Source organism: Butyrivibrio sp. AE2005 (genome assembly GCF_000686965.1).
GTDB lineage: Bacteria > Bacillota > Clostridia > Lachnospirales > Lachnospiraceae > Butyrivibrio > Butyrivibrio hungatei_A.
Window position 1 is genome coordinate 155364 of record NZ_KK366042.1, and the last position, 26401, is coordinate 181764.

Annotated in this window: 37 protein-coding genes; 36 read left to right on the plus strand and 1 reads right to left on the minus strand. The window is 42.1% G+C overall.

The genetic code is table 11. The features are described from left to right. The first annotated feature begins 225 nt into the window (after positions 1 to 225). Positions 226 to 1206, plus strand: a complete 981-nt coding sequence (gene rsgA / locus DL92_RS0115595; RefSeq protein ID WP_051625390.1) for a ribosome small subunit-dependent GTPase A — start codon at positions 226 to 228, stop codon at positions 1204 to 1206. Positions 1207 to 1272: 66 nt separating this feature from the next. On the opposite strand, the gene DL92_RS0115600 is transcribed toward rsgA, so the two are convergent. Then, positions 1273 to 2331: a transglutaminase domain-containing protein gene (locus DL92_RS0115600; protein WP_026654226.1), complete on the minus strand. Its 1059-nt coding sequence runs from the start codon at positions 2329 to 2331 to the stop codon at positions 1273 to 1275. Positions 2332 to 2846: 515 nt separating this feature from the next. On the opposite strand from DL92_RS0115600, the gene DL92_RS19705 reads away from it, so the two are divergent. From DL92_RS19705 to tsaA, 35 genes are all read left to right on the plus strand, one after another. Further along, positions 2847 to 3521, plus strand: coding sequence for a helix-turn-helix domain-containing protein (locus DL92_RS19705; RefSeq protein ID WP_081670579.1), 675 nt, complete (start codon positions 2847 to 2849; stop codon positions 3519 to 3521). An 86-nt stretch (positions 3522 to 3607) separates the two neighbouring features. Continuing rightward, positions 3608 to 4129 (plus strand): GNAT family N-acetyltransferase, encoded by a 522-nt coding sequence (locus DL92_RS0115610; RefSeq protein WP_026668238.1) that lies wholly within the window; start codon positions 3608 to 3610, stop codon positions 4127 to 4129. Further along, positions 4126 to 4575 carry a GNAT family N-acetyltransferase gene (locus DL92_RS0115615; RefSeq protein WP_026654228.1) on the plus strand — a complete coding sequence of 150 codons (450 nt, stop codon included), beginning with the start codon at positions 4126 to 4128 and terminating at the stop codon, positions 4573 to 4575. The genes DL92_RS0115610 and DL92_RS0115615 overlap by 4 nt, the downstream gene beginning before the upstream one ends. Before the next feature lie 173 nt (positions 4576 to 4748). Next, positions 4749 to 5438: an HAD family hydrolase gene (locus DL92_RS0115620; protein ID WP_026668239.1), complete on the plus strand. Its 690-nt coding sequence runs from the start codon at positions 4749 to 4751 to the stop codon at positions 5436 to 5438. Positions 5439 to 5694: 256 nt separating this feature from the next. Further along, positions 5695 to 6198, plus strand: coding sequence for an RNA polymerase sigma factor (locus DL92_RS19710; RefSeq protein ID WP_034469466.1), 504 nt, complete (start codon positions 5695 to 5697; stop codon positions 6196 to 6198). Then, a complete protein-coding gene (locus DL92_RS0115630) occupies positions 6191 to 7003 on the plus strand; it encodes a hypothetical protein (protein WP_026668240.1) in 813 nt (270 codons plus the stop codon). Before DL92_RS19710 ends, DL92_RS0115630 begins: the two co-directional genes overlap by 8 nt. A gap of 180 nt (positions 7004 to 7183) precedes the next feature. Beyond that, positions 7184 to 8047: an aldo/keto reductase gene (locus DL92_RS0115635; RefSeq protein ID WP_026668241.1), complete on the plus strand. Its 864-nt coding sequence runs from the start codon at positions 7184 to 7186 to the stop codon at positions 8045 to 8047. A 116-nt stretch (positions 8048 to 8163) separates the two neighbouring features. Then, complete coding sequence (locus tag DL92_RS0115640) at positions 8164 to 9090, plus strand: aldo/keto reductase (RefSeq protein ID WP_026668242.1); 927 nt, start codon at positions 8164 to 8166, stop codon at positions 9088 to 9090. A 1061-nt stretch (positions 9091 to 10151) separates the two neighbouring features. After that, positions 10152 to 10634, plus strand: a complete 483-nt coding sequence (locus DL92_RS0115655) for a MazG nucleotide pyrophosphohydrolase domain-containing protein (RefSeq protein ID WP_026668243.1) — start codon at positions 10152 to 10154, stop codon at positions 10632 to 10634. A gap of 21 nt (positions 10635 to 10655) precedes the next feature. Beyond that, positions 10656 to 11054: a GNAT family N-acetyltransferase gene (locus tag DL92_RS0115660; protein WP_026668244.1), complete on the plus strand. Its 399-nt coding sequence runs from the start codon at positions 10656 to 10658 to the stop codon at positions 11052 to 11054. 48 nt (positions 11055 to 11102) lie between these two features. Then, a complete protein-coding gene (locus DL92_RS21610) occupies positions 11103 to 11306 on the plus strand; it encodes a hypothetical protein (protein WP_026668245.1) in 204 nt (67 codons plus the stop codon). A 34-nt stretch (positions 11307 to 11340) separates the two neighbouring features. After that, positions 11341 to 11616, plus strand: a complete 276-nt coding sequence (locus tag DL92_RS21615) for a Rossmann-fold NAD(P)-binding domain-containing protein (protein WP_026668246.1) — start codon at positions 11341 to 11343, stop codon at positions 11614 to 11616. Between the two features lie 70 nt (positions 11617 to 11686). Continuing rightward, positions 11687 to 12772 (plus strand): carbon-nitrogen hydrolase family protein, encoded by a 1086-nt coding sequence (locus DL92_RS19720; protein ID WP_242845875.1) that lies wholly within the window; start codon positions 11687 to 11689, stop codon positions 12770 to 12772. A 112-nt stretch (positions 12773 to 12884) separates the two neighbouring features. After that, a complete protein-coding gene (locus DL92_RS0115680; protein WP_034469471.1) occupies positions 12885 to 13580 on the plus strand; it encodes a hypothetical protein in 696 nt (231 codons plus the stop codon). A 44-nt stretch (positions 13581 to 13624) separates the two neighbouring features. Next, a complete protein-coding gene (locus DL92_RS0115685; RefSeq protein ID WP_026668248.1) occupies positions 13625 to 14245 on the plus strand; it encodes a class I SAM-dependent methyltransferase in 621 nt (206 codons plus the stop codon). Positions 14246 to 14297: 52 nt separating this feature from the next. Continuing rightward, the gene (locus DL92_RS20865; protein ID WP_081816932.1) at positions 14298 to 14993 is read left to right on the plus strand and encodes an NUDIX hydrolase; all 696 of its coding nucleotides are present in this window, start codon (positions 14298 to 14300) and stop codon (positions 14991 to 14993) included. A gap of 68 nt (positions 14994 to 15061) precedes the next feature. Then, positions 15062 to 15415, plus strand: a complete 354-nt coding sequence (locus DL92_RS0115695) for a VOC family protein (RefSeq protein ID WP_026668250.1) — start codon at positions 15062 to 15064, stop codon at positions 15413 to 15415. Positions 15416 to 15956: 541 nt separating this feature from the next. Next, a complete protein-coding gene (locus tag DL92_RS0115700) occupies positions 15957 to 16529 on the plus strand; it encodes an HD domain-containing protein (RefSeq protein ID WP_026668251.1) in 573 nt (190 codons plus the stop codon). A gap of 28 nt (positions 16530 to 16557) precedes the next feature. After that, positions 16558 to 17328: a class I SAM-dependent DNA methyltransferase gene (locus tag DL92_RS0115705; protein WP_026668252.1), complete on the plus strand. Its 771-nt coding sequence runs from the start codon at positions 16558 to 16560 to the stop codon at positions 17326 to 17328. Between the two features lie 70 nt (positions 17329 to 17398). Beyond that, entirely contained in the window at positions 17399 to 17839 is a 441-nt protein-coding gene (locus DL92_RS0115710) for a DUF5680 domain-containing protein (protein WP_026668253.1), read from the plus strand. A 344-nt stretch (positions 17840 to 18183) separates the two neighbouring features. Beyond that, positions 18184 to 18567: a VOC family protein gene (locus DL92_RS0115715; RefSeq protein WP_026668254.1), complete on the plus strand. Its 384-nt coding sequence runs from the start codon at positions 18184 to 18186 to the stop codon at positions 18565 to 18567. Positions 18568 to 18620: 53 nt separating this feature from the next. Further along, entirely contained in the window at positions 18621 to 19193 is a 573-nt protein-coding gene (locus DL92_RS0115720) for a rhomboid family intramembrane serine protease (RefSeq protein ID WP_197027272.1), read from the plus strand. Positions 19194 to 19210: 17 nt separating this feature from the next. Next, a complete protein-coding gene (locus DL92_RS0115725; protein ID WP_026668256.1) occupies positions 19211 to 19687 on the plus strand; it encodes a pyridoxamine 5'-phosphate oxidase family protein in 477 nt (158 codons plus the stop codon). Positions 19688 to 19777: 90 nt separating this feature from the next. Next, entirely contained in the window at positions 19778 to 20416 is a 639-nt protein-coding gene (locus tag DL92_RS0115730; RefSeq protein WP_026668257.1) for a methyltransferase type 11, read from the plus strand. Between the two features lie 130 nt (positions 20417 to 20546). Further along, positions 20547 to 21212: a zinc dependent phospholipase C family protein gene (locus tag DL92_RS0115735; protein ID WP_026668258.1), complete on the plus strand. Its 666-nt coding sequence runs from the start codon at positions 20547 to 20549 to the stop codon at positions 21210 to 21212. Between the two features lie 137 nt (positions 21213 to 21349). Then, a complete protein-coding gene (locus DL92_RS0115740; RefSeq protein ID WP_026668259.1) occupies positions 21350 to 21949 on the plus strand; it encodes a 5' nucleotidase, NT5C type in 600 nt (199 codons plus the stop codon). A 3-nt stretch (positions 21950 to 21952) separates the two neighbouring features. Then, a complete protein-coding gene (locus DL92_RS0115745; RefSeq protein WP_026668260.1) occupies positions 21953 to 22777 on the plus strand; it encodes a Cof-type HAD-IIB family hydrolase in 825 nt (274 codons plus the stop codon). Between the two features lie 36 nt (positions 22778 to 22813). Then, positions 22814 to 22969: a hypothetical protein gene (locus DL92_RS21325; protein ID WP_196803725.1), complete on the plus strand. Its 156-nt coding sequence runs from the start codon at positions 22814 to 22816 to the stop codon at positions 22967 to 22969. Beyond that, on the plus strand, positions 22969 to 23085 hold the full coding sequence (locus DL92_RS21885) for a hypothetical protein (protein ID WP_242845876.1): 117 nt from the start codon (positions 22969 to 22971) through the stop codon (positions 23083 to 23085). The genes DL92_RS21325 and DL92_RS21885 overlap by 1 nt, the downstream gene beginning before the upstream one ends. A 39-nt stretch (positions 23086 to 23124) precedes the next feature. Further along, positions 23125 to 23946: an alpha/beta fold hydrolase gene (locus DL92_RS0115755; RefSeq protein ID WP_026668261.1), complete on the plus strand. Its 822-nt coding sequence runs from the start codon at positions 23125 to 23127 to the stop codon at positions 23944 to 23946. A gap of 54 nt (positions 23947 to 24000) precedes the next feature. Then, entirely contained in the window at positions 24001 to 24444 is a 444-nt protein-coding gene (locus DL92_RS0115760; protein ID WP_026668262.1) for a GNAT family N-acetyltransferase, read from the plus strand. Between the two features lie 46 nt (positions 24445 to 24490). Further along, positions 24491 to 24868, plus strand: coding sequence for an SdpI family protein (locus DL92_RS0115765; RefSeq protein ID WP_026654252.1), 378 nt, complete (start codon positions 24491 to 24493; stop codon positions 24866 to 24868). A gap of 254 nt (positions 24869 to 25122) precedes the next feature. Next, positions 25123 to 25602, plus strand: coding sequence for an AAA family ATPase (locus DL92_RS0115770; protein ID WP_026668263.1), 480 nt, complete (start codon positions 25123 to 25125; stop codon positions 25600 to 25602). A 138-nt stretch (positions 25603 to 25740) separates the two neighbouring features. Beyond that, on the plus strand, positions 25741 to 25932 hold the full coding sequence (locus DL92_RS19725) for a GNAT family N-acetyltransferase (RefSeq protein ID WP_051594034.1): 192 nt from the start codon (positions 25741 to 25743) through the stop codon (positions 25930 to 25932). Between the two features lie 83 nt (positions 25933 to 26015). Continuing rightward, positions 26016 to 26401, plus strand: a 386-nt coding sequence (gene tsaA, locus DL92_RS0115780) for a tRNA (N6-threonylcarbamoyladenosine(37)-N6)-methyltransferase TrmO (RefSeq protein WP_026668264.1), incomplete at its 3' end; no start/stop codon positions are given.

The window sequence follows — 26401 nt, forward strand, 5'->3', positions numbered from 1 at the left end:
TATTTGAGTTTACGACCGTGGCTTGTTTGAGTCGCGGCTTTTTTATTCCTAAATACTATCTTTGCCTGATTCAAGGCGCATATTCAATTTGCACAAGGTCTTCATATCTGTAACGAACGCAGTCTCTGGGAACGGAGGTGTGAAAGTTAGGAGCTTGCCGTTTTAGGACGGAGGTGCAGGCTTTTTAAAAAATATAAGTTAAGAAGAATTAAGGAGACCAAAACATTGAATAATAATATATTTACTGGAAGAATTTCGGAAGTTGAAAGAAGCAATTATACGATAATTTTTGAAGGAAAAGATGTTACTGCAAGGCTTAAAGGTAATTTGCGCGGGGAGGATCCTGAAAAGCTCCCTGTAGTCGGAGATTATGTCACATTTAATTACAACCCGATAGGTGATTCCGTGATCACATCTGTCTGTGAGAGAACGAGTTTTTTGCAAAGACCCGATCAGGCAAAGACAGGTGTTATGCAGTATATGGTTGCAAATGCAGATTATGCGTTTATTGTGACATCGTTAAATGACGATTATAGCTACAACAGAATAGCGAGATATGTCAGCGTTGTGCTGCAGGGTGGCTCGGTGCCTGTTGTAGTGCTTACCAAGTCAGATCTGTGCGGTAATGTTGGAAGGTATGTGCGAGAGGTGAAATCCATATCCGACAAAGTCAGAGTACATGCTATTTCTGCGATTTATGACATAGGGCTGGATGAGCTTAATGAATATCTCATCCCCGGAAAGACAATATGTCTTCTGGGTTCCTCGGGAGCGGGAAAATCAACGCTTCTAAATGCTTTAGTTGGTGATGACGTGATGAAGACCGGAAAAATCAGAGAGTCCGATTCAAAGGGAAGACATACAACGACGCACAGACAGCTTATTCAGCTTGCGAGCGGAGTTTCGATAATCGACACTCCGGGTATGCGAGAGATTGGAATGGCTAAGACTGAGGAGGGTATTGATAATACTTTTTCAGATATTCTTGAGCTTTCATGCATGTGCAAGTTCAGCGATTGCAAACATGAATCTGAGCCGGGATGTGCGGTGAGGGCAGCGATTGAAAGAGGAGAGCTGTCTGAAGAAAGATTGGAACTGTATAGGAATCTGGGACGAGAGAATGTGCGAAATTACGCCAAGAAAAAAGAAATATCAAAGTGGGCAAAGAAGATGAAGAACTTCAAAGATAAGAATAATTGGGGCTGATTCTAAGTAACAAAAAAGCTGGCAGGAATTAAAACCTGTCAGCTTTTAAAGTACATTGTTATTTTGTCAGTCATCATAACGGAATTCCTGAACTCCGCCGCCGTCGTATCCGCCGTAAGTTAAAACGTTGCGGTTACAATCAAGCTTAAGGAAGTATCCGCCTGTAAGGGTAGAGTACTTATCGTCTGTTGCCTGAACATTGAGAGAATTGCTACCACAAAGATAATAATCTGAAAAACCGTCTCTCTCAGCACGGGTATTGTCTGTCATTAAGAAATAGTCCAAAGGTGTGTTATCATCAAATAAATCAGGACTACTGAGTCCCTGTGTAGGATCGACATGATAATCTTTTCCACCTATGGAAACAAAACTCCACTGATGGTCACCGTTAATATTATATCCACTGATGACGTCGGCTTCGACGCCACACTGTAAAAGAAGATAGGAGTAAAGGTCGCTTAACTCCTGGCTTATGCCTTTGTTATCCATTAAAGCTCTGTAAGCTCCAATGTTGTCAGCTTTTCCGGCTAAGTAGTCTTCATACATCTCGTAGTCATATACGAAGTTCTGTGAGATGTACACATATAAGTTCAAAGCTTTTTCAAATTCGGAATAGCTTGGATCAACGTTTGCATTTAACGTATCAATAACTTTATCTTCAAATGCTTTCTCTCGGGAATGAAATTCATCCTTTGTGATATTGTATTTAATCTTTCCAACTCCGTCTTCGAATCCGGTTGTCTGATCGGCTGAAATACATGATACCGCAGCCGGGAAGAAGTGGCTTAAAAGATCTCCTTCAATACATTCTATGTATGTAGCTTCATCAGGGCATTCGAAGGTATCTTCCCCGGATTTCAATGCTTTACATAAATTGAAAAATGAAGCCTTTGTTTTTTCGCCATAAATTGTAGCGGCTTTTTTTGAGAAAACATTTTCGTTAAATTTAAATGTGTTTGCAGCTATTGTGTTATTCTGTGAAGTTGTATCGTCTGCTGGCTCTGCACTAAGCGGCATATCTTCGACTGATATGGAAGTGACATTCGTGGCATTACTTGCATTTGTACCGCATGCGGTGAGTGCAAGTGTAGCAATCAGCACAATAGATAAATAGCTTTTTCTCATTTTCATTTTCCTCATACAAATTGATATAAAGATACCATGTTTTGGGGAAATAGTATAGGTGGAAATTGCCGATTTTATCGTTAATTATGACTCGAATTATGAAAAAATGTTACAGCAATTTTTGCAATGTATGCAATGCTGTATTGCATATTGCACAAAAATAGTATCTAAAACATGTGAAAAATGGTTAGATAGATGTACCGATACTATGTAACTTTGTAGAATGTGTACAATTTCGCCAAAGGAATTTTGGGTAATAATCCATGCAAAAATTAATAATATTTCAGTGGGAATATTATTTCGTGAAGGTGAAATTATTTCCGAAGATAGATGTCTTTTCGCTATAATAGTTTGAAAAAGGAGCGAAAAAGCTTCTGTTGTATACGAAATTACGATATATGCCGGCTAAACGATTTATTGATAAGTTTTCGTGGCGCATTTCCGGAACTCTACGATACGTAGGTGGTGGTAGCTTTATGTGCAGATTTACAATCGGTACATGGAGGTAAAAGAAAATGAATCAATATGTTACAGGTGCAGTCATCAAGGAACTGCGCGAAAAAAATAAAATGACACAGCTTCAGCTTTCTGATAAGCTGGGAGTTAGCGACAAGACAATCTCTAAGTGGGAGACAGGAAAGGGATATCCTGATATCACGTTACTTGAGCCGATTGCGGATGCATTTGGAGTGTCAATCACGGAACTTATTTCCGGAAACACCATTCATAATGAGAATGTTTCTGCAAATATGATGAGGTCCAAGTTTTATGTGTGCCCCGTTTGCGGGAATGTGATCCATAGTATGGGAGAGTCGGTGATTCAGTGCCATGGGATTCAGCTTACGCCGCTTGAAGCAGAGACTTCGGATGAGCAGCATATGGTCTTTATCGAACGAGTTGAGGATGAGTATTACGTGCGGTTTGACCATGAAATGACGAAGGAGCATTATATTTCTTTTGCGGCAGCGGTATCGTCAGATGACATGCAGCTATTAAAGCTCTATCCGGAAGGCAGGGCTGAAGCGAGATTCAAGATTCGCGGAGTTAAGAAGCTTTTTTTCTACTGTAACCGCGACGGGCTGTATTCCGTTGATATTGTAAAAGGCATTGATGATAAGGAAAGCGGTTACGACGACGTTGAGGAGCGAAGAGCACTTGAGAAGGCAGCAGATATGCTATTTGGGAAATGAACCTGGGGGACGGGGGTAGTGGTTCATTTTTGAAATAATGAGCCACAAACCCCGTCCCTTGGGACCAAAAGGAAAGGACTGACAAGATGATTGAAACAGACAGACTACGACTTAGAAACTACACCATGGAGGATTTCGATGCTCTTTATGAGATTTTGTCAGATCCTGAGACTATGCAGCATTATCCTGCGCCGTATAATGAAGAGTGGACAAAGAAGTGGATCACATGGAATCTGGATAACTATGAAAAATACGGTTTTGGCCTATGGGCTATTGAGCTGAAAGAGACAGGAGAATTTATCGGTGACTGCGGGATAACTATTCAGAATATAGATGGAGAGCAGCTTCCCGAGATCGGATATCACATAAACAAGAAATACTGGCGCAAAGGGTATGCCAAAGAGGCCGCCCGCGCCTGCAGGGACTGGGCGTTTAATAATACTGACTATGATATTTTGTATTCTTATATGAAGTATACCAACGTCGGCTCATATTCTACAGCGCTTGCGAACGGTATGAAGAAGATAAAAGAATACCCCGATCCGCACAATGAAATCTCATATGCATATGCGATAACACGTGATGAATGGAAAAAGGTGGTAGGATGAAAATATGTAAAGCTTTTAAAGAAGACTTGGATGAGATATTAAAACTTCAGTATCTCGCGTATCAGAGTGAGGCAAAACTTTTTAAAACACAGGATATTCCTCCTCTTAAGCAGACGCTTGAGGAGGTTGAGCATGAATACAACACGGGGGGAATTTTGAAGATGGTGGCGGAAGATGGTACCATCATCGGTTCAGTCCGTGCCTATGTAGAAAATGGCACAGTATATATTGGCAAGCTCATGGTTCATCCTAAGTACAGATGCCTTGGGAATGGAACAGCTCTTTTGAAGGCAATTGAAGAATTACATCCGAATAAAAGATTTGAGCTTTTTACATCTACCAGAAGTGTCGATAATATCAGGTTATACGAGAAATGCGGTTATAAGATATTCGGGCAAAAAGAAGTAACGGATGAGCTGACTTTTGTATATATGGAAAAGTGCTGATTTAAGGTAAGCGGAAGCTGACATTTTAAGATGAATTGACTGCAAAAGCAGAAAGTGTCAAATTGAGTCAACCAACAATACAAAAAAGAATGCTAGGTTGCAATTTAAGAAACAGAATCACATCATAAGATACAGAATGATGAATGTTTACAACTGAAAAAGGAACAAGTTTTATGAGCAAGATTAACACAGTAATTTTTGATATGGACGGAACGGTGTTGAACACACTTGATGATCTGACGACGTCCGTGAATTATACAATGGAGAAATTCGGATTTCCACAGAGGACGCTCGATGAGTACAGAAGAGCATTCGGAAGCGGCATTAGGAAGACAATTGAGCTTACGGTACCGGAAGGAACTTCGCAGGATGTGATAGACGAGATGGTGCCGGTATTTAAGGAGTATTATGATGTGCACTGTCTAGATAAGACGGGACCTTACGCCGGCATAATCGAGCTTATGAGAGAACTTAAAAAGCGCGGTTACAAGATGGCCATTGTTTCCAACAAGATTGATTCTGCGGTAAAAGAGCTGAATCAGAAGTTCTTTTCCGAAGTGGTTGAAGTTGCAATCGGAGAGCAGGACGGGATAAAGAGAAAGCCTGCGCCGGATATGGTCGTAAAAGCAATGGATGAACTTGGAAGCTCTGCTGAAGAAGCGGTATACATCGGTGATTCCGAGGTTGATTTTGCTACGGCAAAGAATTCGAATCTTCCGTGCATATCGGTGTTGTGGGGCTTTAGAGATAAGGCTTATCTGGAAGAGATAGGAGCAAGTATTTTTGCGGAAGAGCCCGATAATATATTGGAAATTCTTACTCAGTTAAGCTCTAAAAAAGTAAGAGCACAGCTTCAGGATTGAGGCTGTGCTATTTTATTTGATAGGGAATTCCTATCAAATAAAAAGCGCTCCGCTATGGATGCGACCGATGCGCAGATGAATTATGCAAGCTAAAGCTTGCGCGCATCGGCGCGCAAAGAGTTGCAGAGCAACTCTTTGTTCTAAGATGGATAAAGAAATGAGACGTTTGAAAAAGATATAATATAGCTGTCAGCTTTTGCCTTTTTAAATCGTTTTATAAGTGAAAGGCAAAATATTGAAAAAAGGAGCATTTTACATGGATGAAAAAGAAGTAAGGCGGGTGGTGGAGACGTACTCCGATATGATTCTCCGAATCAGCTACAATTACTTGCAGCATACGTTTGATGCGGAAGATATTTGTCAGACTGTGCTGCTTAAGTTGATTTCCTGCGATTTATCTTTTGACACAAATGAACATGAAAAAGCATGGCTGATACGCACTACGATAAATGCATGCCACGACCTTCGAAAGAGCGCTTATTCAAGGAAAATGGTAGGGCTTGATGCTATCACGGAAAAAGAAGCTCCGAAGGCGCCTGATTCAGATCTTTTGGAGGAGATAAAAAAGTTGCCCCTAGGCTATCGCATGAGCATTTATCTTCATTACTACGAAGGATACTCGGTAAAAGAAATTGCGAAAATCATGGGAAAGTCGCAGTTTGCTGTTTCACAATATCTTTCGCGAGGACGGCGTGAGCTTAGAAAAAAGCTGGAGACAGGTGGTGACTATGGTGCAAAGGCAGGTGAAATCTATGAATGAAAATATTATTGTATCTTATAAAAAATCTATGAATGAACTTTGTTTTTCAAAAGATCAAAAGGAGGATATGATCGGTAGACTCACTGAGGTAGGGAGTTTCAAGAATGTTGTGCAAAAAAAGAAAAAGCTGAGTGTAAAGAAGATTGTTGCTTTAACTGCGGCATGTCTGGCTGTTCTTGGAGGCTGCGGAGTTGCAGTGGGGAAGGCTACAGGAGTTGTCACTTCATTTAGCCCTGACACTTTTTTCTCCAAAACATCTGATTTTAGTCGTCTGGACAAACTTGAGAAAAAAGTAGGAATAGGCGTCACTGCTGTGGAAACATTCAGTAACGGGTATAAGTTTGATTCGATGGATGTTGAGGATTTCCGTACGGTGGATGATGAAGACAGAACAGTCGGGCGATTTAAAGAGTTAAGAATTGAGTATGTGTGCGATAATAAACCTCAGATCAGTGTAAATATGGAATCTGCTTTGGTAAACGGTCACATTGATGATGATCCGGGCGTTGCTTTAAGAGCCAATGAGATGCGGACTGTTGACGGCATAAATGTCTACTACAACTATGATGAGTATTTGGGACTTCCCGCGTCAAAAGATATCTCACCAACCGAAGAAGAGCTTAAGCGTGAAGAAACTGACGATCACTTTTTTATCAGCATCGGCAGTGATCAGCGTGAGACATATTATGTATCAAGCGTAGTTTTTGAAATGGGTGATGTGCATTATTGTATAATGACATTTGATGAAAATATTACGTCCGATGAGCTGTTTGGAATGGCAGAGGAAATAATAAAAGCAAGGTGAGTGTCAGAAAAAAATATAAATGATGGCGAAGGAAGCAGGTATCTGTTGGATATCTGCTTTTTTTACATCAAAAAATGACAGATAATATCGCAGAATATGATAAGTGGCGGTATCGTAGAAATGCTACAATATAAAAGTTATGTGGAAAATGAAGGCTATTCTTTTTACGGAGGGCGAGATATGAAGAAGCAAAACGAAGTATACAAGCTTTTAAACGGCGTGGGAATTCCTTGCATAGGATTCGGAACCTGGCAGACACCTGAGGGTGATGTAGCTGTTGAAAGCGTGAAATGTGCTATAGATGCGGGGTATCGTCATATTGATACGGCGCAGGTATATGGAAATGAAGAAGGTGTCGGCAAGGGCATCAGAAGAGGAATCATCGACAATAAATTACAGAGAGAGGATATCTTTGTTACGACCAAGATCTGGAATGATAAGCATAGCTATGAGCTTACCGTCAGCTCTTTTGACGAATCATTAAAAAAGCTGGGGCTTGATTATGTCGATCTGCTTTTGATCCACTGGCCCAATCCGGCTATGTTCAGAGACCGCTGGGAGGAGGCAAATGCCGAGACCTGGAGAGCGATGGAGAAATTTTATGAAGCGGGAAAAGTGCGTGCGATCGGTATCAGTAATTTCAAGCAACACCACATCGATGCGCTCATGAAGACTGCAAGGATCAAGCCGATGGTGAATCAGATCAGGCTTTGTCCGGGAGCTACGCAGGATGAGCTTGTCGCATACTGCAGGGAAAAGGGAATGATCCTTGAAGCATACAGCCCGCTTGGAACAGGCAAGATTTTTGATGTTCCCGAGATGAAAGAGCTTGCGGAAAAATACGGAAAGAGCATTGCGCAGATCTGCATTCGCTTTAGCATACAGATGGGATATCTTCCTCTTCCGAAATCGGTTACACCCGAAAGAATCGAAGAGAACTTCAAGGTGTTTGATTTTGAACTAGAGGAAGCTGATGTTAAGCGCATCGCCGACCTTAAGGGCTGCGTAGGATATGAGACAGACCCTGATACAGCGCCATTCTAAGAAAATTTGAAAAAAATCCGGAAAAGCTTTTTGTATGTGAAACGCTTTGGCGGATTTTTGTGATGATATTTGAAGATTCATAGAGGAAATCTGCACAGAGACAGAAAGGATCACCGATGAAATACATTGACATAATGAACGGACCACAGAACGCATCTGCTATTATTCAGGGTTGCATGAGAATGCCTTCTCTTTCGAAAGAGGAAGCCGCAAAGGTTATAAAAACTGCCCACGAGCGCGGAATCAATTATTTTGATCATGCGACATGCTATGGAATGGGAGAGGCTGAAACGCGCTTTGCAGAGGCTTTTCCGCTCACAGGAATTAAGAGGGAAAAGATATTCATTCAGAGTAAGTGCGGCATCTGCCCCGAGAGATCTGTGTTTGACTGGACAAAAGAGAATATTATAGCGAGCGTTGACGGCATTCTTGGCAGACTTAAATGCGAATATATCGATACACTTCTTTTGCACAGGCCGGACCTTTTGTTTGACCCTGAAGAAGTTGCGGAGGCTTTTGATGAACTTGAGGAAGCAGGTAAAGTGTGCCGTTTCGGTGTAAGTAATCTGATGCCTATGCAGATTGAACTTTTGAAAAAATATGTAAAGCAGCCGCTTGTCATCAATCAGGTGCAGCTTTCACTTGAGCAGTCGCAACTGATCGACCAGTCGCTTTACATGAATAACAAGACAACGGATATGTCTATAAACAGAGACGGAAGTGCGCTTGATTATTGCAGGCTTAATGACATTACGATTCAGGCATGGTCGCCGCTTCAGATCGGTATGTTTGGCGGAACATTTATCGACAATCCCGATTATCCCGAGCTTAATAAGGTACTTGCAGAACTTGCGGATCGCGAGCATGTATCCAAAACAGCAATTGCGATTGCATGGATTCTTCGCCATCCCGCCAAGATGCAGGCAATCATCGGGACAATGAATGTCAATCACATCAATGATGCGTGCGATGCCATAAAAGTTGAGCTTTCTCATCATGACTGGTATGCGCTGTATCTGGCAGCAGGGAAGTTCCTGCCGTGATGTAGCGCATCTGGTAGAAGGGGAAGGTTCTTCTGTGGTGCGGCTGCATTTGGCAGCAGGAGAGTTCTTGCTGTTATGCGGCTATGTTGAGTGCTTATGCCATTTGTTTTGTTAATGAAATATGGATGTGTATGGCTCCTCGGAAAGAGAAATCTTTTGCGAGGAGCTTTTTTTATATCATAGGAAAGTGTTTTCCTATGATATAAAAAAGCTCCGCAGGGATGCGCAGCTCGCGGAATGGTAGATAATTGCTTTGCAATACCGCTCGCGCGCTAGCATTTCGCGAGCGAAATGCTTTTTCAATTGAATATGAGGAGATTTCTCCGGAAGTGTACGGTGCGGAAAAGAAAAGAGGTACCGTATGGATGATATATGAAGGAAGTGTACGGTGCGGAAGTTGAGAAATGCACCGTACATAAAAGCTGTGGATGATATGTGTGGTGCGAAAATGCGAACAGGCACCGCACAGAAAAGATGTGGAGAATGTGTGCGGTGCGGAAAAGCAAACAGGCACCGCACAGAAAAGCTGCGGAGAATGTGTGCGGTGCGGGAAAGCAAATAGGCACCGCACAGAAAAGCTGTGGAAGAAATGTACGGTGCGAAAGACGAAAAACGCACCGTACGGGTGGTTCGCGATGGAAGTGTACGGTGACAATGAAAATCTTATCTGTGATGAGGAAAATTTGTGAAAATGAAGGTGCGCTACAGCACATTGCTGTTATAATGGTGAGTATGTATATAGCACGCTATGATAGTGGCATAATATCATTGAATATGATGCCATTGTAGTATCGGCTAGTGCTACTGTCACCAAATAAGTCGACTTTATTACTTGCCTAAATTGTTATTTGTTTCGTTGTCGTCAATCGTCGTACCGCCCGGTACGACTCATTCCTTCGTCTCACAAAATAACAATTTATTCTGCGTAAAAAGTCGAGTTATTTGATGACAGCAGCACTAGGATTGCATGACAGCACTGGCAATGACAGTATAGTAGCATTATGGAATCATAGCAGACATGATAATGGCGGCAACAGAGAAAGCGAGAACATCCTAAGGATATGAAGAATACATCACAAATAGAAAGACTAAAGAAAATAGTAGAAACACTTCGAAGCGAGAACGGTTGCCCGTGGGACAAGGTACAGACGCATACAAGTCTTAAAGCAGGTTGTATAGAAGAGGCTGCAGAGGTTATCGGTGGAATCAATATACTTGATGAGACCGGTGATGCGGAGAACCTCAAGGAAGAGCTTGGAGATCTTTTGCTTCAGGTAATGTTTCATTCGGTGATTGCTGAGGAAGAGGGGTTTTTTACATTCGAAGATGTGGCAAAAACGGTTGCAGATAAGATGGAACGCAGGCATCCGCATGTTTTCACCGATGTAAAGTTTGAGACTGAGGAAGAACTTCACGCCGCCTGGGCAGAGATAAAGAAGCAGGAAAAAGTGGGAAAAGAATGGCATGCAGATTATCTTTTCGGCGCATTTGAAGAAGCGCATGATCTTATAGATAAAGCGCAGGAGAGAAAAGGTTTCAAGTAATCTTCGCAAGGAGGGCAGCGCATGGAGTACAGAATAGTTGAAGATATAAACGAAATGAAACTTGATGATATCGTGCGACTTCTTCGGACGACGTATTGGGCAGATAAGCGCCCTGTGGAAAAGATTGAGAAGTCTGTGCAGAATTCCAAGTGCTATGGCTTGTACCTTGAGGAGGCAGAGAATCTCGTAGGATTTGCGAGGATTATCACCGATTATGCGACAAACTATTATCTGAGCGATGTTATAATCGATGAAAAATATAGGAACAAAGGGCTTGGAAAGGTGCTTGTGTCACACATAGTTTCATCGCCGGAACTTCAGGGGCTTCGAGGGATATTGGTCACAAAGGATGCGCAGAAGCTTTATTCGCAGTATGGATTTGAAGTTGTGGATGGCAGAGTGATGCTGAGAAATCCGTAAGAGGCGGCGATTTAAGCATAACCGATAGCATCGGCAGCAGGAGAATAAATGAGATCTTTTTTAAGACTTACTGATTATAAAAAAGAAGAATTGCGGGAAATCTTTAACATAGCCGATAACATCAATCGTTACGAGGGCTTTTTGACCGGAAAGACGGTTGTCATGTTTTTTCCTGCAAACAGCATCAGGACGCGCGTGGAAAGAAGCGTCGAAAGCTTTTGGATTTTCTTTGACGCAGAGTTGCCCCGATGAGTTCCGGATTCCGGAGACAGACTGCATTGAGAATTTGAGAGATGCAATCGTGGGAAAAGATATTGTGTGTACGGATTCTTTTCCTTCGGAGATGCTTAACGGCGATAATAAATATCAGGTTACGAAAGAAATAATGAATCTTGCAAATGCCGGAGCAGTGCTGAATCCTTGCCCGCCGTTTTACAGAGGCGAAGAGGTTTCGTATGATGTGATTGATTCTGAGTATTTTGTGGGGTATGAATTCAAAAAGAACCTGCTCAGAGTGCAGCAGGCGATTATTTTCTTTTGCATGGAAAGAAGTGTCCGATAATGTTTTTGAATTAATATATGGTTTTAACAGATTAAAAGCGTTTCTTTGGTTAGAAATGATGGAGGGGGAAATGAATATCAGAATAGGTTTTTTGCAAATACATCCAGGGACAGACATCGAAGAAAACCTTGCGCTTGGGAAAAAGGCGTGCGCCGAGGCAAAAGAAAAAGGCGCGGATATAGCTCTTTTCCCCGAGATGTGGAGTGATGGGTATCGCTTGCCTCAGGACAAGGCGGAGCTCAAGAAGCTTGCAATCTCGAAGAATAGCTTTTTTTTAGAAGAATTCCGTGCGCTTGCGGCAGAACTGCAGATGGCAATAGGAATTACTTTTCTTGAGGCAAATGATCCAAAGCCTCTTAATTCCGTGATTATTTTTGATAAAGATGGAAAAGAAATCCTGCATTATTCCAAGGTTCACACCTGTGCGTTTGATCTTGAAAAAGTGCTTTCGGGCGGAGATGACTATTACACGGCCGAGCTTGATTTTGGGAGAGGAACCGTGAAGATCGGCTCGATGATCTGCTTTGACAGGGAGTTTCCCGAGAGTGCCAGGATTCTGATGATTAAGGGCGCAGAGCTTATTTTGGCGCCGAACGCCTGTCCGATGGAAATCAACAGATTGTCGGCGATTAGGACAAGAGCTTACGAGAACATGGTTGCTGTGGCGACCTGCAACTATCCTGAGGGGCATCCTGACTGTAACGGACACTCGACGCTCTTTGACGGAGTTCCGTGGAATGAAGACGGAGTCAGGGATATGTGCGTATTCGAGGCTTCGGGCGAATCAGGCGTGTATGTCGCTGAGCTTGACCTTGATAGTCTGCGTGCGCACAGAAGAAATGACATCATGGGCGATAAGTACAGAAGGCCCGATAAGTATGGGATTCTGGCAGATGTCGGTTCAAAGAATGAGAAAGTTAATATGATTCTCTGCGGCGAAGTTGTGGAAAAAGATGACGCAGATGCAGAGAAGGTCGGTGTTGTCTCGGTTGTCTATGTTTCTTCTGATGAGCTTAAGATAAAGGAGAAACTCGATGAATTGCAAAAGTCTAATCCGGATAAGTTCTATATGGAATACACAACGCCGTTTGATGCTAATCTGACTGAACTTGAACATTACCCGTCTATCGAGGCTTCGAAAGAGGATTTACAGTAGAGAATTTGTTGAGAGTGCAGTATCAGTATTTAATGTGTTTTTTAAAGTATATTTTTTAATCGGAAAAGAAGTTACGTAAAAGATTATGCTTGAAATAATGGAGCAAAGAACAATGAAGAAGATTTTATTTATCGGAAACAGCCACACATATATGAATGATATGCCGGAGCTTGCAAGGCGCATGATTGAGGATGCGACGGGAGAAGCGTGCGAGGTATTCGCGTTGACTTATTCCGCAAGACCGCTTAAGTGGCACTTGGAAGAGGAGTATTTTGCGGTGCGATTCAATATCCTGCATGGCGGGTATGACTACTGTGTTATTCAGGAGCAGGCGCATCCTATGCCTCCCGAGAAGGATACGGTAGAGTGCGCGGACAGGATAATCAAGTTGTGTAAAAAAGTAGGTACCGAGCCGATTATTTTTGAAACCTGGGCGGAGAAGGCGAAGCCTGAAAATCAGGCAAAGATGAATAAAAGATATAGGGCAATTGCAGAGCAGCAGGGAGTGACATTGGCGCCAATCGGAGAAGTATGGGAGCGTGTGCTGAATATGCTTTCTGATATACCCGAGGCAGACCTTTATTACCGTGACGGTGCTCATGCATCTGCCGTCGGTGATTATCTGGTTGCTACAGTTCTTACCAAAGTGATTACAGGTAAACTTCCGAAAGAAGATTTTTTGACCGCGTTCGACTTTAGTCTCCCCGATGATGAATGGTTGCATGTAAAAGAAAACGTGGAAGAGGAGACTACGTGCCTGCCGCGAGAGGTGGTGCAGGCGATCAGAGACTGTGCGGAGTTGGACTGAAACTTAATTAAAAAGACATTATAGAGAATGACAGGAGGAAACAAATGCTAGACAACAAGGGATTTAACTTATGGGCTGACGGCTATGACAAGGCGGTAGGTATTTCAGAGGAGGCAAATACCTATCCGTTTGCGGGATATAAGAGCGTTCTTGGTGGCATTTTTGATGAGATTATGCACAAAGAAAAGGCTGCTGTTCTGGACATTGGATTTGGGACGGGAACGCTTACGACCAAGCTTTATGAGAATGGGTGTGATGTGTACGGACAGGACTTTTCTCAGAGGATGATCGAGCTTGCAAAAGAAAAAATGCCCGATGCGAATTTGTATCAAGGCGATTTTTCAAAGGGGCTTGTTACGGAGCTTAGTGCGCGCAAGTATGATTTTATCTTGGGAACATATTCGTTGCACCATTTGACGGATGAGAAGAAGGTCTTTTTCTTCAAAGAATTACTGGATCTTCTTGATGAGGGCGGAAAGCTCCTAATCGGAGATGTGGTGTTTGAGACGAGAAGTAAACTTGAGAAGTGCAAAGAAGAGGCCGGCAGTGCCTGGGATGAGGATGAAATCTATTTTGTGATAGATGAACTTCGCAAGGCGTTTCCTGAGCTTGAGTTCGAGCAAAAGTCGTATTGCTCGGGGATTATAAGTATAAGTAAGAACTGAAGATGGTGTGGGCTGTAAGGAATGAGTTTTGTCGTTCGGAGGGAGGAAAGGTATGGCCACAACAGAGTTGGTTACAACAGAGTGGTTTTTTACATTTATGACAATAGTCAATTTGATACTCAGGATACTCCTTTTAGCAGTGATTGTTATGGGTGTAATCAAAGGGATACGTTATATCAAGAAAATCATCAAATTCATTGATAAAGCTGAGAAATACATTGATGAAAAAAATACAGCTAATTTTTCCAAAACAGAAAGAAAACTTTCAATCGCTGACTATATCAAGCTGTACAAAGAGCGCGGCTATATCATGGAGATGCGCAAGTACGTCGGACATGCACCGATTATGTCATGCTCGTGCGGAGTGATAATTGAAAATGCTGCAGGAGAGATTCTTTTACAGAAAAGACGTGACAACGGCTGCTGGGCACTGATCGGCGGTGCGATGGAGATGGGCGAGACTTTTGAAGAAGCTGCAAAAAGAGAAGTTAAGGAGGAGTCGGGGCTTTCGCTCGGAAAACTCGAAATCTTTAAGCTTTGCTCAGGACGAGATTGCATTATTGAGTACCCGAACGGAGATGTGACTTTTGGCCCGGGAATTATTTTTTTGACCAAAGAATACAATGGCGAAATAGCTGGAGACCCCAAAGAGGTTATTGAGCACAGATTCTTCAAAAAATCGGAGATTCCTGAGAACTTGAATGGGTTCGATAAGGCAGCCATATTGGAATGGGCGAGCAGGGCTTGAGACATAATTGAAAAAGATATTTTGGAAGAGACAAGTGCCTATATATGATTTTTTTCACGGAGAATGACATGAATTGCAAGATTACTTCATTATATATTTGCGTAAAAGACATGGAGCGGGCCGTAAAGTTCTACGAAGTTTTTTTTGCCTGCCCTGTCACTGAACGCGACGAGATATACAGCGTTTTCGACATCGGCGGATTCAGGTATGGCTTGTTTGCATATCAGAAGATGCACGAAGAGCATGAATTCGGTAGCAATTGCTTGCCAAGTGTAAGTTTTGAAAGTGTGGATGAGCTTAAAGCTAAGCTTGTTGGGAAAGAAATTTGTTTTCCTTTGACTAGGATAAAGAATAATTGGGTTGCGGAGTTCGTTGATTCCGAAGGAAATCATGTGGAAGTGACTGCGCCGGTGAAGGATTGAGGAAAAGTGCAGAGATGTTATTGCATCGGTTAAGAAATGGTGAAAATCACAGATATATTGTCGTATCGATGAAGCTGGCGGTGAGATTTTTGCACTTTTTACTACAATTATCTGCTCATAATCGAAAAAGTTGAAAAATGGTATATCAATTTATCTGCCTATATTTCGAAGAGCGAAGATAGAGGCAGTGCAAAAAACAAGAATAAAATTGTGAAATGGGTGAGATGGCCTGCTCATTTCTCATGAAGTAAGAAAATAGGCAGTGCATTTTGAGGTGAAATAGTTTAAAAATGCAGGAAAATCACTGCTTATATGTAGCGAAATGATAAAATAAGCAGAATGGAGTGCCTGCCTATATTATTAAAGGATGAGATATGAGCAGTCCGAGTGAAGGCTCACGTGGAAAAATAGCTCAAAATTCTCTGCCTAAAATATCTTAAATGATGTTCTAGGCAGAACCGGTGCAGGTAAAGTGGCTTTTTATAGCCTGATAGCGACTGCCTATTTATGGCAAACTAAAGGAAATAGCAGAGAAACTAAGATGAATGCTTCAATAATTGAAAATGCAAAAAGTTACATAGAGGAAATTTTCAGTAATAACGCGGATGGACATGACGCGGCGCATTCGATGCGGGTTTATGCAAATGCTATGAGACTGGCGGAGCGTTATCCCGGGTGTGATAGCGAGGTCGTGGCGCTTGCGGCTTTATTACATGATGTTGATGATCATAAGTTGTTTGATACGAAGGACAATGCTAATGCGAGAGCTTTTTTGACAAGTAATGATCTTGAAGAAAAAGAGATTGAGCAGATCTGTGCGATTATCAACGGAGTTTCTTTTAGCATGAACAGGGGCCAAAGGCCGGAGAGCATTGAAGGGCAGATAGTGCAAGATGCGGATAGGCTTGATGCGATTGGAGCAGTGGGAATTGCAAGAACATTTGCGTACGGCGGAAAAGTCGGAAGATCTTTGGATGATTCAATTCAGCACTTTTATGACAAGCTCTTGCTGTTAAAGGATGAGATGAATACCGAAGAAGCAAAGAAAATGGCTCTTCATCGTCATGAGTACATCGAAGGGTTTATTGAGGAGTTTAATACAGAAACTAAATAAATACATAATTGAAACGGAGAAATTAGAAATGAACGAGATAAAAATAGATTGGAACAGCATGGCAAAGGCATATGAGGAGTTTAATAATGCAGAGGATTCTTATAGCTACTGCATTGAGTGGCCGTGCATTAAGGAAATGCTTCCTGATTTGAAGGGAAAGACAGTAGTGGATTTAGGCTGTGGTACGGGGATATTTACTTTTCTTTTGGAAAAGAGTGAGCCGGCGAAGATTGTAGGAATCGACCTTTCGGAAGAAATGCTTAAGATTGCGGGAGAAAAAGCCGGCGCAAGCGGTTCAAAGGCTGAATTTGTGCAGCATGATGCAGCTACTTGCAAAGAGGTGATAGATGAGCCTGTCGACTTTATTTTTTCATCGACAACAAGTCATTACATTGAGAATTTGAAGCAGCTGTTTGAGAATGTGGCAAAAAGCCTTAAAGAAGGCGGGGAATGTATCTTTTCCGCGATCAATCCTGTATATTCGGCGATGTATCCTGTTGAGCATGAAGATGGTTCTTTTCCTGAGGACGAAGAGTGGAATGTCAGATACATGGACAAAGCGATGAGAGCTTACATCCAGCCGTGGCTTGAGTACAACGATGACTACGAGAATCATCTCAGCAAAAGTTATCATCATACTTTTTCGGACTATGTAAATGCCATAGTTGGTTCGGGACTAAAGATTGAGAAGGTGTGTGAGCCGATGGCGCCCGAAGAATGGAAGGAAACGCAGGCTTACAGATACGAGAGCTTTGTTGAAAATCCGGTGTATATGATCATCAAGATGAAGAAGGCGTAAAACATAAGGGGCCGGAATAGCTGATGAAAGGCGGAGCTGACATCAGCTTATATTAGGAGACATAAGAAAAATGGACAAGAAAATAATTGATTTTTTGATAAAAGCGAAGCAGGCAACTTATGCGGGAAAAGGTGCGGAGACTACACCGTCCAGGGAAAAATCGCATGATCTGATCTATAAAGATGGAAATTATATGTACTACGATACGTACCTTGGCGGCAATAAGTTTGCAGGCGAGGAGGCGCTTTGGAGTGATGGCGAGCCGTTCTGGAGCATGAACTATGTAGGAAGAGTTATCGGAGATGGTTTTAGTGGAGATTTTCTGAAGGAAGCTCTTTTGCACGTTCCCGAGGATAAGCCTTTCAGAGGCCCTGCTGATTACAGCAACGGTGACTATAATTACAAGTGCAGCGTAGACGGCGATTTTGAGTGGTTCAGCGGAAAAGAAATCATAAGCTATAAAGGTAAGAGTGTTTACGAATGCGTATTTCATGGCGGAGCGATTGAGTGAAGGGATGATATCGACTTCTACACGTAGAAGTATGAGGTGAGAGAATGGTTTTACGGACATAGAATCCTTAAAATCGATTTTTACACGTAGAAGTAAGCGAATGAAGGAATGGTTTTACGGACATAGAATCTTGAAAATCGATTTTTACACGTAGAAGTAAGCGAATGAGGGAATGGCTTTACGGACATAGAATCTTGAAAATCGATTTTTACACGTAGGAATAAGTGAATGTGAGAAAGATTTTACGGACATAAAGTTTGTAATTGAACATAAGTGACGTAGGTGAGGACAAGAGAGTCTATTTGGATTATGTGATGGGCTGACCATAGTTAAGGAGGCAGCGGATGAAGATAGAGCATGTAGCGATGTACGTTAATGAGCTGGAGGTGGCAAGAGATTTCTTTGTGAAATATCTTGGCGGAACATCCAACGACGGTTATCATAATGAGAAAACAGATTTTAGATCATATTTTATTTCTTTTGATGATGGGGCGAGGATTGAGCTGATGAATAAGCCTGATATGTACGATATGGAAAAACCGCTTAATCGTACGGGCTTCATTCACATTGCCTTTTCTGTGGGTAGTAAAGAAAAGGTCGATGAGCTGACTGAAATGCTTAAAGCTGCCGGCTACGATGTTGTCAGTGGCCCTCGCACTACTGGTGATGGCTACTATGAGAGTTGCATCGTGGGGATTGAAGGAAATCAGATTGAAATTACAGTTTGATTTTACTTGCGAAAAATATCAGTAAATATACAAATAGCGAGGATGATACGAAAGTGAAAAACAACATTTTGTCAGTCAAAATTATTATCGGTTTGTGGATTCTTTTATACTTAATAGGAAGGTTTACGGATATTGATAAGTACTTGTGCGGAAAGGGCATTAACAATATAAGAGGTCAGTACTATCGCTATTTTACAGCTTCTTTCCTGCATGCAAGCTTGTTTCATGTGGTGGCAAACAGCGCGATTTTGTATTTTATCACTATCTATCTTGATGGAAAGTTGAACGGTGTTGCCATAGCTTTGCTGGGGATTATTGCAGGAACTGCTACAAATGTGATTTTTTCTTTTTCTTCGAAAAATGCTGAAAAGTCTGTTGGTGGCTCGGTTATTATTTTTGCGATTATTGGTTTGATGCTGATGATGCAGATTATCTGCAAGAGCTATGAGCCGTTTAAGCTTGGCACGATTTATGCGGATTGGACGATTGGTGCAGTAGTCATAGGTAATATCATCAATGGTCAGATGAGGTGCTTTGATTTTTCAAATATCAAGATACACAGTATTTCTTTTGCAATGGGAATTGTTATGAGTTTGATCTATTACGCACTTCATGTGATTGCATAAAAAGAGGAGGGACGCATATGTTTAGAAAAATGAGAAGATTTAATCAGCAGATAACTGATGAAGAGTGCATAGAAGTTCTCAAGAATACCAAGAGAGGTGTGCTTTCGCTTATAGGCGACGACGGATATCCTTACGGAGTGCCGCTTGTGCACTGGTATTGCGAAGAGGACGGTAAGATTTATTTTCACGGGGCAAAAGACGGACACAAGAACGATGCGATTAAGTCTTGCGATAAAGCCTGCTATACCGTTTATGATGAGGGATACCGCGAAGAGGGCGAGTGGGCGCTGAATTTTAAGAGCGTGATCACATTCGGAAGAATATCTTTTGTGGAAGATGAAGAGAAGGCGAAGAAAATCTGCATTGCCATGGTAAAAAAATTCACGGACGACGAGGAGTTTCTTGCAAAAGAGCTCAAGTTCTTTTTCCCGCGAGTGCAGTGCTTTGAATTTACACCTGAGCACATGACGGGAAAGAAGGTCAAAGAAGAATGATCCACAGGGAACGGGGGTAGTGGACCATTTTGGAAAAGCTAAAAGAAAATGGTCCACAAACCCCGTCCCCATGGTCCAAAAGGAGTGAAGATGAAAAATCCATGGGAAGAGATTGGGCTGGACGACTACGAGAATCATATGAAGCTTGATTCCGTAAAGCAGCTTCAGACGCTTAATTCGATGATGAAGGCGCAGTTTGACGAGTATCCCGTGACTACAGCGATGGTTCTTGGCGTTGCGGGCGGAAACGGTCTGGAGCATGTGTATGGTGGCAAGTACAGCACTGTTTACGGCGTTGATATAAATGAGAAATATCTTGATGCTGTGGCGGCAAGATTTGCAGGAATGACGGATTCGGGAGTGCTTAAGCTACTTAAGGCTGATCTTATTTCTGAACCTGAGAAGTTGCCGCAGGCAGAGCTCTTGATAGCAAATCTGCTGATTGAGTACATCGGCTATGATGCTTTTGCAAAGGTGGTTTCCTCGGTGAATCCTTGCTTTGTATCTTGCGTTATCCAGATCAATGATGATGTCTGCAACTGGGTTTCCGATTCGCCTTACATTCATTCTTTTGACAAGCTTGAAGAGGTTCATCATCAGATGGAGGAGAATGAGCTTGTTGCTACAATGAATGCGGTTGGATATTCTGAGAAAGCGAAGATGAAGGAACGCCTTCCGAACGGAAAGGCACTTGTACGAATAGACTTTGAGAATGAAGTGCTTAACTGACATGCCAAGGAGGTGTACATGAACAGTATTACCTACAGAGGATTAACGGAAAAAGACCGTAGGAACGAGCGCAATTTCATGCAGTATAAGTTGTAATCAAAATGTTTAGTAAATAAAAAGGTAAAATTCAATGGCTTTACAAATGACTCACTTAGCGGTTGCCTTCAAGGTTGCAGAGATTTTGGAAATAGAGGATAACAGGGCGGAATATATTCTTGGATCCGTTGCGCCTGATTCTGTCTGGTTTTCGGATGCATATCTTGAGAAAAAAATTCATTCCCACAGTTTTGAAAACTGCGGACCATGGGGCGATACGCAGGATTATGATAACTGGCTCCTGAACATAGAAGCCTTTTGGAAAAAGTACGTTGTAAGTGAGAAGAACGCGCAGACGAGAGCTTTTTTGACCGGAATGTGCGTGCACAATCTGACTGACTATTGGTACGACCTTATGGTCTGGAGTGCGCTTAAAAGAAAGATGATTCCGCCGATGACATTAGATGAGTTTAAGGAAAAGTATTATCCTGAGGCGCAGTGTTTGGATAAATGGCTCTTTAAGAATTTTTACGGGTCAAAAGAGATTTTGAAGCTGCTTCGGGAGTCGAAGGAAACAGACTTTGAAGACTTCGTTACGGCTGATAATCAGGTTGCGATGAAGAGGCATCTTATTGAGAAGCAGTTCAATATTGAAGAAATTGTCGATGTGTCTTCGAATGAAATGTTTGCGGTTAGTATGTTGAGCAGCTTCATTGATGAAGCGACAGAGAAGATATGTGAGCAGATACGAAATTATTAAAGCGAACTGCGATATTTTTCATGTGATAATTTGAAACAGTGAATATATTGAATGCGTTTAAAGATTGGAAAACGCCGATTAGATCATTGTTTTCATAGATGTTGTGATAAAGCATAATTGATAATGGGGTTTGCAAAATGAAATTTTATGTAGATTTTGATGACTGTCTGTGCGAGACGGCAAAGGCGTTTACAGTGATCGCAAAAAGGTTTTTCGGAAAAGATGTTCCGTATGAGAAGGTACGTTTTTTTAACCTGCAACAGTCTTTTGAACTTACCGATGATGAGTACGAAAAGCTGATGCTTGAGGGGCATCGCACGGAGGAGCTTCTTTCCTATGATGAAACTCCGGGGGCTTCTAAAGTGCTTAATGAACTTATCGACAAGGGGCATGAGGTCTTTGTTATAACGGGGCGTCCGTCGAGTTCCTATGAGGCGTCAAGGAGATGGCTTGATGAGCATGGTCTGGAGCGTGCGACGCTTTATTGCCTGAACAAATACGGCAGGGACTCTTTTATCAAGAACAGCAATTTCAATCTGGAGCTTGAGGATTACTATAAGATGAGCTTTGACTATGCGATTGAGGACTCGCCGATGGCATTCAGGTTTTTTGACCATATGCCTGAGCTTAAGGTTCTTGTCATCGACAGGCCGTGGAATCACGAGTGTGAGCTACTGGGCGAGAACTACACAAGATGTTTTGACTGGGAGCAGATAAGGCGTGAGATTGGAGGATAATTATTGAGAACATTATACGTTTCAGATCTTGACGGAACTTTGCTGCAGAGCAATGAGCAGATGTCAGAATATACGAACAATACGATAAATACGCTTGTGAGCAAGGGAATGCTCTTTTCCTATGCAACGGCACGTTCCCTGATAACGGCCAAAAAAGTCACTAAAGGGCTTAACGCAAAGATACCGCTGATTGTTTATAACGGTGCTTTTATCATTGATAACGTCACAGAGGAAGTGCTTCGGGCAAATTACTTTGATGAGAGTGTGAATGATGTTTTGGAGAATCTTTTTTCACATGATATATATCCGATCGTGTATGGGATTGTTGATGGAAAAGAGAAGTTTTCTTTTGTCCCCAGGTTATGTACGAAGGGCATGAACACATTCATAAATTCCCGCAAAGGTGACATTAGGACTAATCCGATCGATGATTATAGAGACTTGAAAAAAGGAAATATCTTTTACATTTCATGCATCGATGAGACGGAGAAGCTTGCGCCGATGTATGAGGCGTACAAGCGGGATTATCACTGCGTTTTTCAAAAAGATATTTATACGGGCGATCAGTGGCTTGAGATTTTGCCCAAGGCTGCGTCAAAGGCAAATGCCGTCAGGCAGCTGCGTGAGATGATCGGCTGCGATAAAGTTGTGGCTTTTGGCGACGGCAAAAATGACATAAGCCTTTTTCAAGCCGCCGACGAAGGCTATGCGGTCAGCAATGCGCATGAGGATTTGAAGAAAGTTGCTACGGGCGTCATTCTTTCCAACAATGAGGACGGAGTGGCGAAGTGGCTTGAGAATGAAGTGGACTCTTGGGGACGGGGTTAGTGGTCCATTTTAGAGAATCTATATTTGGGAGAGACTATGAGACAACTGGTAAAGCCGCGCCGATTGAAGCCGGGGGATACGATAGCAACGATCAGCCCTTGCAACGGTTGGGCCGGAGATGAAGGCATAAAATGGAAATCCGAGTCATACGGCAGATCGTTTCCGGAAAGTATTTTTGCCAAATTCCTATAATGTATGGACTTAACTTTGGTCATTCTTCACCGATGTTCATTTTACCTTACGGGGCGCGGGCGGAGATTGATTGCGAAAAGAAGACATTTTCTGTTTTGGAGAGTGGAGTGAGATGAGGGGCTGAAATGCCATATTGGGACGATTGAGGAGAACTGATGGAGCATAAGACAATTAACGGAGCCGGCGGAGTAGTACATTACTGGATTTCGCGGCCCAAAGAGACATCTAAGGGAGCTATAGTTTTTACTCACGGAGTTACTGCGGATCACACAATGTTTGAGAAGCAGGTTGAGTTTTTTGATAAGGAATATACTGTGATTACGTGGGATGTGCCGCTTCATGGGCTGTCCGTAGATTACAGAGATTTCTCTTTTACAAATACAGCAAAGGATCTTAATGACATATTGGAGCAGGAGGCCGTGGAATCCGCGGCTCTGGTAGGCATGTCGCTTGGTGGATATCCGTCGCAGATGTTTGCTCATATGTATCCTGAAAAAGTGCAATGTTTCGTAGCACTTGATACTACACCTTTTGGAAAAAGATATTATTCTAAGTTTGATATGTGGTGCCTTTCGAAGGTTAAGCCGATGGCCGGGCTGTTCACTGATAAAGCGCTTCGAAAGAGCATGGCGAGATCGATATCGCTGACGGATTATTCATATAATAAAATGTTGGAAATTCTTGCGCCTATGACAAAAGCGCAGATTATCGCGCAGATGGACGTTGCGTATGGGAAGTTTGCGCAGGAAAACAGAGATATTGAGCTTAAGTGTCCTGTACTTATTTTGCTTGGAGATAAGGACAGAACAGGGAAAGTTATGCAGTATTGCAAAGCCTGGGCTGAGAATACAGGTTATCCGCTTCATATCATTGAGAATGCGTCGCATTTTTCAAACGGAGACAACGCGGAGCAAGTAAATAAGGAGATTGCAGAGTTTTTGGACTCCTTGGGACGGAAGGTTGAGCATGAGGATTAGAATTTTACAAGGTGTGCGGGGAGATAACTGAGATACCCATAGGGGAGTGATTTTATGGTAGAACTAAAAGAAATAACAGAAGAAAATTTTATTGATGCATTTAATCTTAAGCTTGCACCGGGGCAGGAGGAGTTTGTGTCGCATCCGATACGGAGCCTTGCTCAGGCATATGTGTACAGGAACCAATGCCGGCCGTTTGGAATCTATGCGGAAGGGAAGATGGTCGGATATGTCATGGTGATTTATGATTATGATATTCCGGAGTATGATATCTGGCACATGATGATCGATAAAGATTGTCAGGGGCATGGTTACGGAAAAGAGGCGCTTGCCCGCGTGCTTGAATTTATTAAGACAAAGCCGTTCGGCGATTCGGAAAGAGTTGTTTTAACCTGTAATAAAAACAATCCTGTTGCGAGAAAAATGTATGAAGATAAAGGATTTGTGGCAACGGGAAATGAGGACGAAGACGAAATAGAACTTGCTATGTCGGTATAGTAAAATCACTACTATTGTGAAAAAAACAAATATGCGGAGGAGAAAAATGGGATTCTGGTTTTTTATGGCAATAACTGATTTGCTTTGCCCCGGTATTATGATCTTTTTTGGAAAAATGTTTATGAGAAAAGCGCCAAAGAATATAAACGGCGTGTTTGGTTATCGAACGAAACGTTCCATGCAGAATAAAGATACTTGGAATTTTGCTCACAACTATTTTGGAAAGATATGGTATATTTGCGGGCTGGTTTCAATTCCTCTATCGATAATTCCCATGTTATTCGTGTTGGGAAAAGATTACGATCAGATCGGAACTGTTGGTACAGGAATTATTATTGCACAAATACTTCCGCTTGTTGGCGCGATGATTCCGACAGAGCACGCACTTTCGAAAAGATTTGATGAGCTTGGAAGAGTTCGATAAAGAGATTCGGATGCATTCAAATGGGGAAGTGACTCATATTTAAAAAGCATTCAGGCACCGGTGACAGGTGGACCCGCGATGAGAACGGGAACAAGATCTATGCGAATTTAGCAAATTATTGCGTGGAAAAAAGAAATGAATCGACGTGGTTTGTTGAAGGAGTCCAGAGATCTTTTTTCACAGGCCGGATTTTTTATTTGTGAAAGCAGGGAAGTAAGCGCTTAGTGGAGCGGACATGATAGGAGTTATAGAATATGAAAGTATACATCATCAACGGCCCAATGGGTGTTGGGAAGACGGTTACAGGAAAGCGCATTGCTGAAAAAAATCCCGGAACAGCTTTCATTGATGGCGATTGGTGTATGGATATACATCCTTTTGTCGGGAATCGTGAAACAAGAGCAATGGCAGTTGATAACATTCTTCATATGATTGGGAATTATCAGAAATGTAGTGAGTGCAAAATGGTCGTTCTAGTATGGCTGATGGATGACAGAGAAGTATTTCAAAGCATTGTTGATGGACTTACTGCCCTAAAGGCAGAAGTAAAGAGCATTACATTGATCTGTGACAAAGATACGCTGATCAAGCGCTGGAAGAATGATCACAATTGCGAATGGAGAACGGATAAGTGGCTTGAGGTTAGTTTGGCGTCATTACCGTACTTTGCTTCAATGAAAGATGTTATAGATACAGGCGAGTTGTCTGTTGAGCAGGTTGCTGACATGATTTAGGTAGAAAGTCTTTTTAAGATGCTTCTTTTAAGTAATTGATATTTAAAAAGGTATTACAGATAACAGGTTTTATAACTACGAGAGCGTTATTAAGAACACGTGGAGTGTCATTGAAGTAGCCGGCAGGAAATAGTTGTTTTGCCGGCATATCAAGGCATGGGCATAGGAACCATGATAGTTAATCATCTTGTAGACTATGCCGTGAAGAATTCTTCTACAGGGAAATTTACAACTATTGGTGGTGTTTCTGCCAAAGGGAAAGAAGGCTTTTATCAGAAACTTGGATTTGAAGTAATCCCTAATGGCATAAGAAAAATGATAGAGATATAGGTTTGTGTTGCAGTAAATTCATGCTTGCAGAGTTGCATCAATGAGAATGATTGGGATGTAAAAAGGTTGCTAAGGAGAAAATTATGCAAATTGAAATGGAACCAATTGGCTATGTTAGAAATGAAGTTAAGGACAGAAAAGATGTTTCCTGGGGAGAAGATACTTCTTCTATAGTGTTGAATGCAGAGTATATTTCAGGCTTGAAGGGGCTTGAAGATTTTTCGCATGTGATCATTTTATATCATCTTGATAAGGCAAAGTATGAAAAAGAAAAACATCTTCAAAGAAGGCCTCAGAATAGAGAAGATATGCCTCTGGTGGGTATTTTTTCCCAGCGTGGAAAAGACAGACCTAACAGGATTGGCATGACTTCGGTTGAAATTGTATCTGTTTCGGAAGACAGACTCGTTGTCAAGGGGCTTGATGCGATTGATGGCACACCGATCCTGGATATCAAGCCATACTATCC

Coding starts and splice junctions, on each gene's coding strand:
- DL92_RS0115620 (WP_026668239.1), top strand. CDS start 4,749: ATGAGCAAGATTAACACAGTAATTTTTGATATGGACGGAACGGTGTTG.
- DL92_RS0115610 (WP_026668238.1), top strand. CDS start 3,608: ATGATTGAAACAGACAGACTACGACTTAGAAACTACACCATGGAGGAT.
- DL92_RS0115700 (WP_026668251.1), top strand. CDS start 15,957: ATGAATGCTTCAATAATTGAAAATGCAAAAAGTTACATAGAGGAAATT.
- DL92_RS0115695 (WP_026668250.1), top strand. CDS start 15,062: ATGAATTGCAAGATTACTTCATTATATATTTGCGTAAAAGACATGGAG.
- DL92_RS0115680 (WP_034469471.1), top strand. CDS start 12,885: ATGAAGAAGATTTTATTTATCGGAAACAGCCACACATATATGAATGAT.
- DL92_RS0115630 (WP_026668240.1), top strand. CDS start 6,191: ATGAATGAAAATATTATTGTATCTTATAAAAAATCTATGAATGAACTT.
- DL92_RS0115715 (WP_026668254.1), top strand. CDS start 18,184: ATGAAGATAGAGCATGTAGCGATGTACGTTAATGAGCTGGAGGTGGCA.
- DL92_RS0115760 (WP_026668262.1), top strand. CDS start 24,001: ATGGTAGAACTAAAAGAAATAACAGAAGAAAATTTTATTGATGCATTT.
- DL92_RS0115640 (WP_026668242.1), top strand. CDS start 8,164: ATGAAATACATTGACATAATGAACGGACCACAGAACGCATCTGCTATT.
- DL92_RS0115710 (WP_026668253.1), top strand. CDS start 17,399: ATGGACAAGAAAATAATTGATTTTTTGATAAAAGCGAAGCAGGCAACT.
- DL92_RS19720 (WP_242845875.1), top strand. CDS start 11,687: ATGAATATCAGAATAGGTTTTTTGCAAATACATCCAGGGACAGACATC.
- DL92_RS0115655 (WP_026668243.1), top strand. CDS start 10,152: ATGAAGAATACATCACAAATAGAAAGACTAAAGAAAATAGTAGAAACA.
- DL92_RS0115705 (WP_026668252.1), top strand. CDS start 16,558: ATGAACGAGATAAAAATAGATTGGAACAGCATGGCAAAGGCATATGAG.
- DL92_RS0115735 (WP_026668258.1), top strand. CDS start 20,547: ATGGCTTTACAAATGACTCACTTAGCGGTTGCCTTCAAGGTTGCAGAG.
- DL92_RS0115685 (WP_026668248.1), top strand. CDS start 13,625: ATGCTAGACAACAAGGGATTTAACTTATGGGCTGACGGCTATGACAAG.
- DL92_RS0115660 (WP_026668244.1), top strand. CDS start 10,656: ATGGAGTACAGAATAGTTGAAGATATAAACGAAATGAAACTTGATGAT.
- DL92_RS19710 (WP_034469466.1), top strand. CDS start 5,695: ATGGATGAAAAAGAAGTAAGGCGGGTGGTGGAGACGTACTCCGATATG.
- DL92_RS0115635 (WP_026668241.1), top strand. CDS start 7,184: ATGAAGAAGCAAAACGAAGTATACAAGCTTTTAAACGGCGTGGGAATT.
- DL92_RS19705 (WP_081670579.1), top strand. CDS start 2,847: ATGAATCAATATGTTACAGGTGCAGTCATCAAGGAACTGCGCGAAAAA.
- DL92_RS20865 (WP_081816932.1), top strand. CDS start 14,298: ATGGCCACAACAGAGTTGGTTACAACAGAGTGGTTTTTTACATTTATG.
- DL92_RS0115755 (WP_026668261.1), top strand. CDS start 23,125: ATGGAGCATAAGACAATTAACGGAGCCGGCGGAGTAGTACATTACTGG.
- DL92_RS0115730 (WP_026668257.1), top strand. CDS start 19,778: ATGAAAAATCCATGGGAAGAGATTGGGCTGGACGACTACGAGAATCAT.
- DL92_RS0115600 (WP_026654226.1), bottom strand. CDS start 2,331: ATGAGAAAAAGCTATTTATCTATTGTGCTGATTGCTACACTTGCACTC.
- DL92_RS0115765 (WP_026654252.1), top strand. CDS start 24,491: ATGGGATTCTGGTTTTTTATGGCAATAACTGATTTGCTTTGCCCCGGT.
- DL92_RS0115770 (WP_026668263.1), top strand. CDS start 25,123: ATGAAAGTATACATCATCAACGGCCCAATGGGTGTTGGGAAGACGGTT.
- DL92_RS21610 (WP_026668245.1), top strand. CDS start 11,103: ATGAGATCTTTTTTAAGACTTACTGATTATAAAAAAGAAGAATTGCGG.
- DL92_RS0115615 (WP_026654228.1), top strand. CDS start 4,126: ATGAAAATATGTAAAGCTTTTAAAGAAGACTTGGATGAGATATTAAAA.
- DL92_RS0115740 (WP_026668259.1), top strand. CDS start 21,350: ATGAAATTTTATGTAGATTTTGATGACTGTCTGTGCGAGACGGCAAAG.
- DL92_RS21885 (WP_242845876.1), top strand. CDS start 22,969: ATGTATGGACTTAACTTTGGTCATTCTTCACCGATGTTCATTTTACCT.
- DL92_RS0115725 (WP_026668256.1), top strand. CDS start 19,211: ATGTTTAGAAAAATGAGAAGATTTAATCAGCAGATAACTGATGAAGAG.
- DL92_RS21325 (WP_196803725.1), top strand. CDS start 22,814: ATGAGACAACTGGTAAAGCCGCGCCGATTGAAGCCGGGGGATACGATA.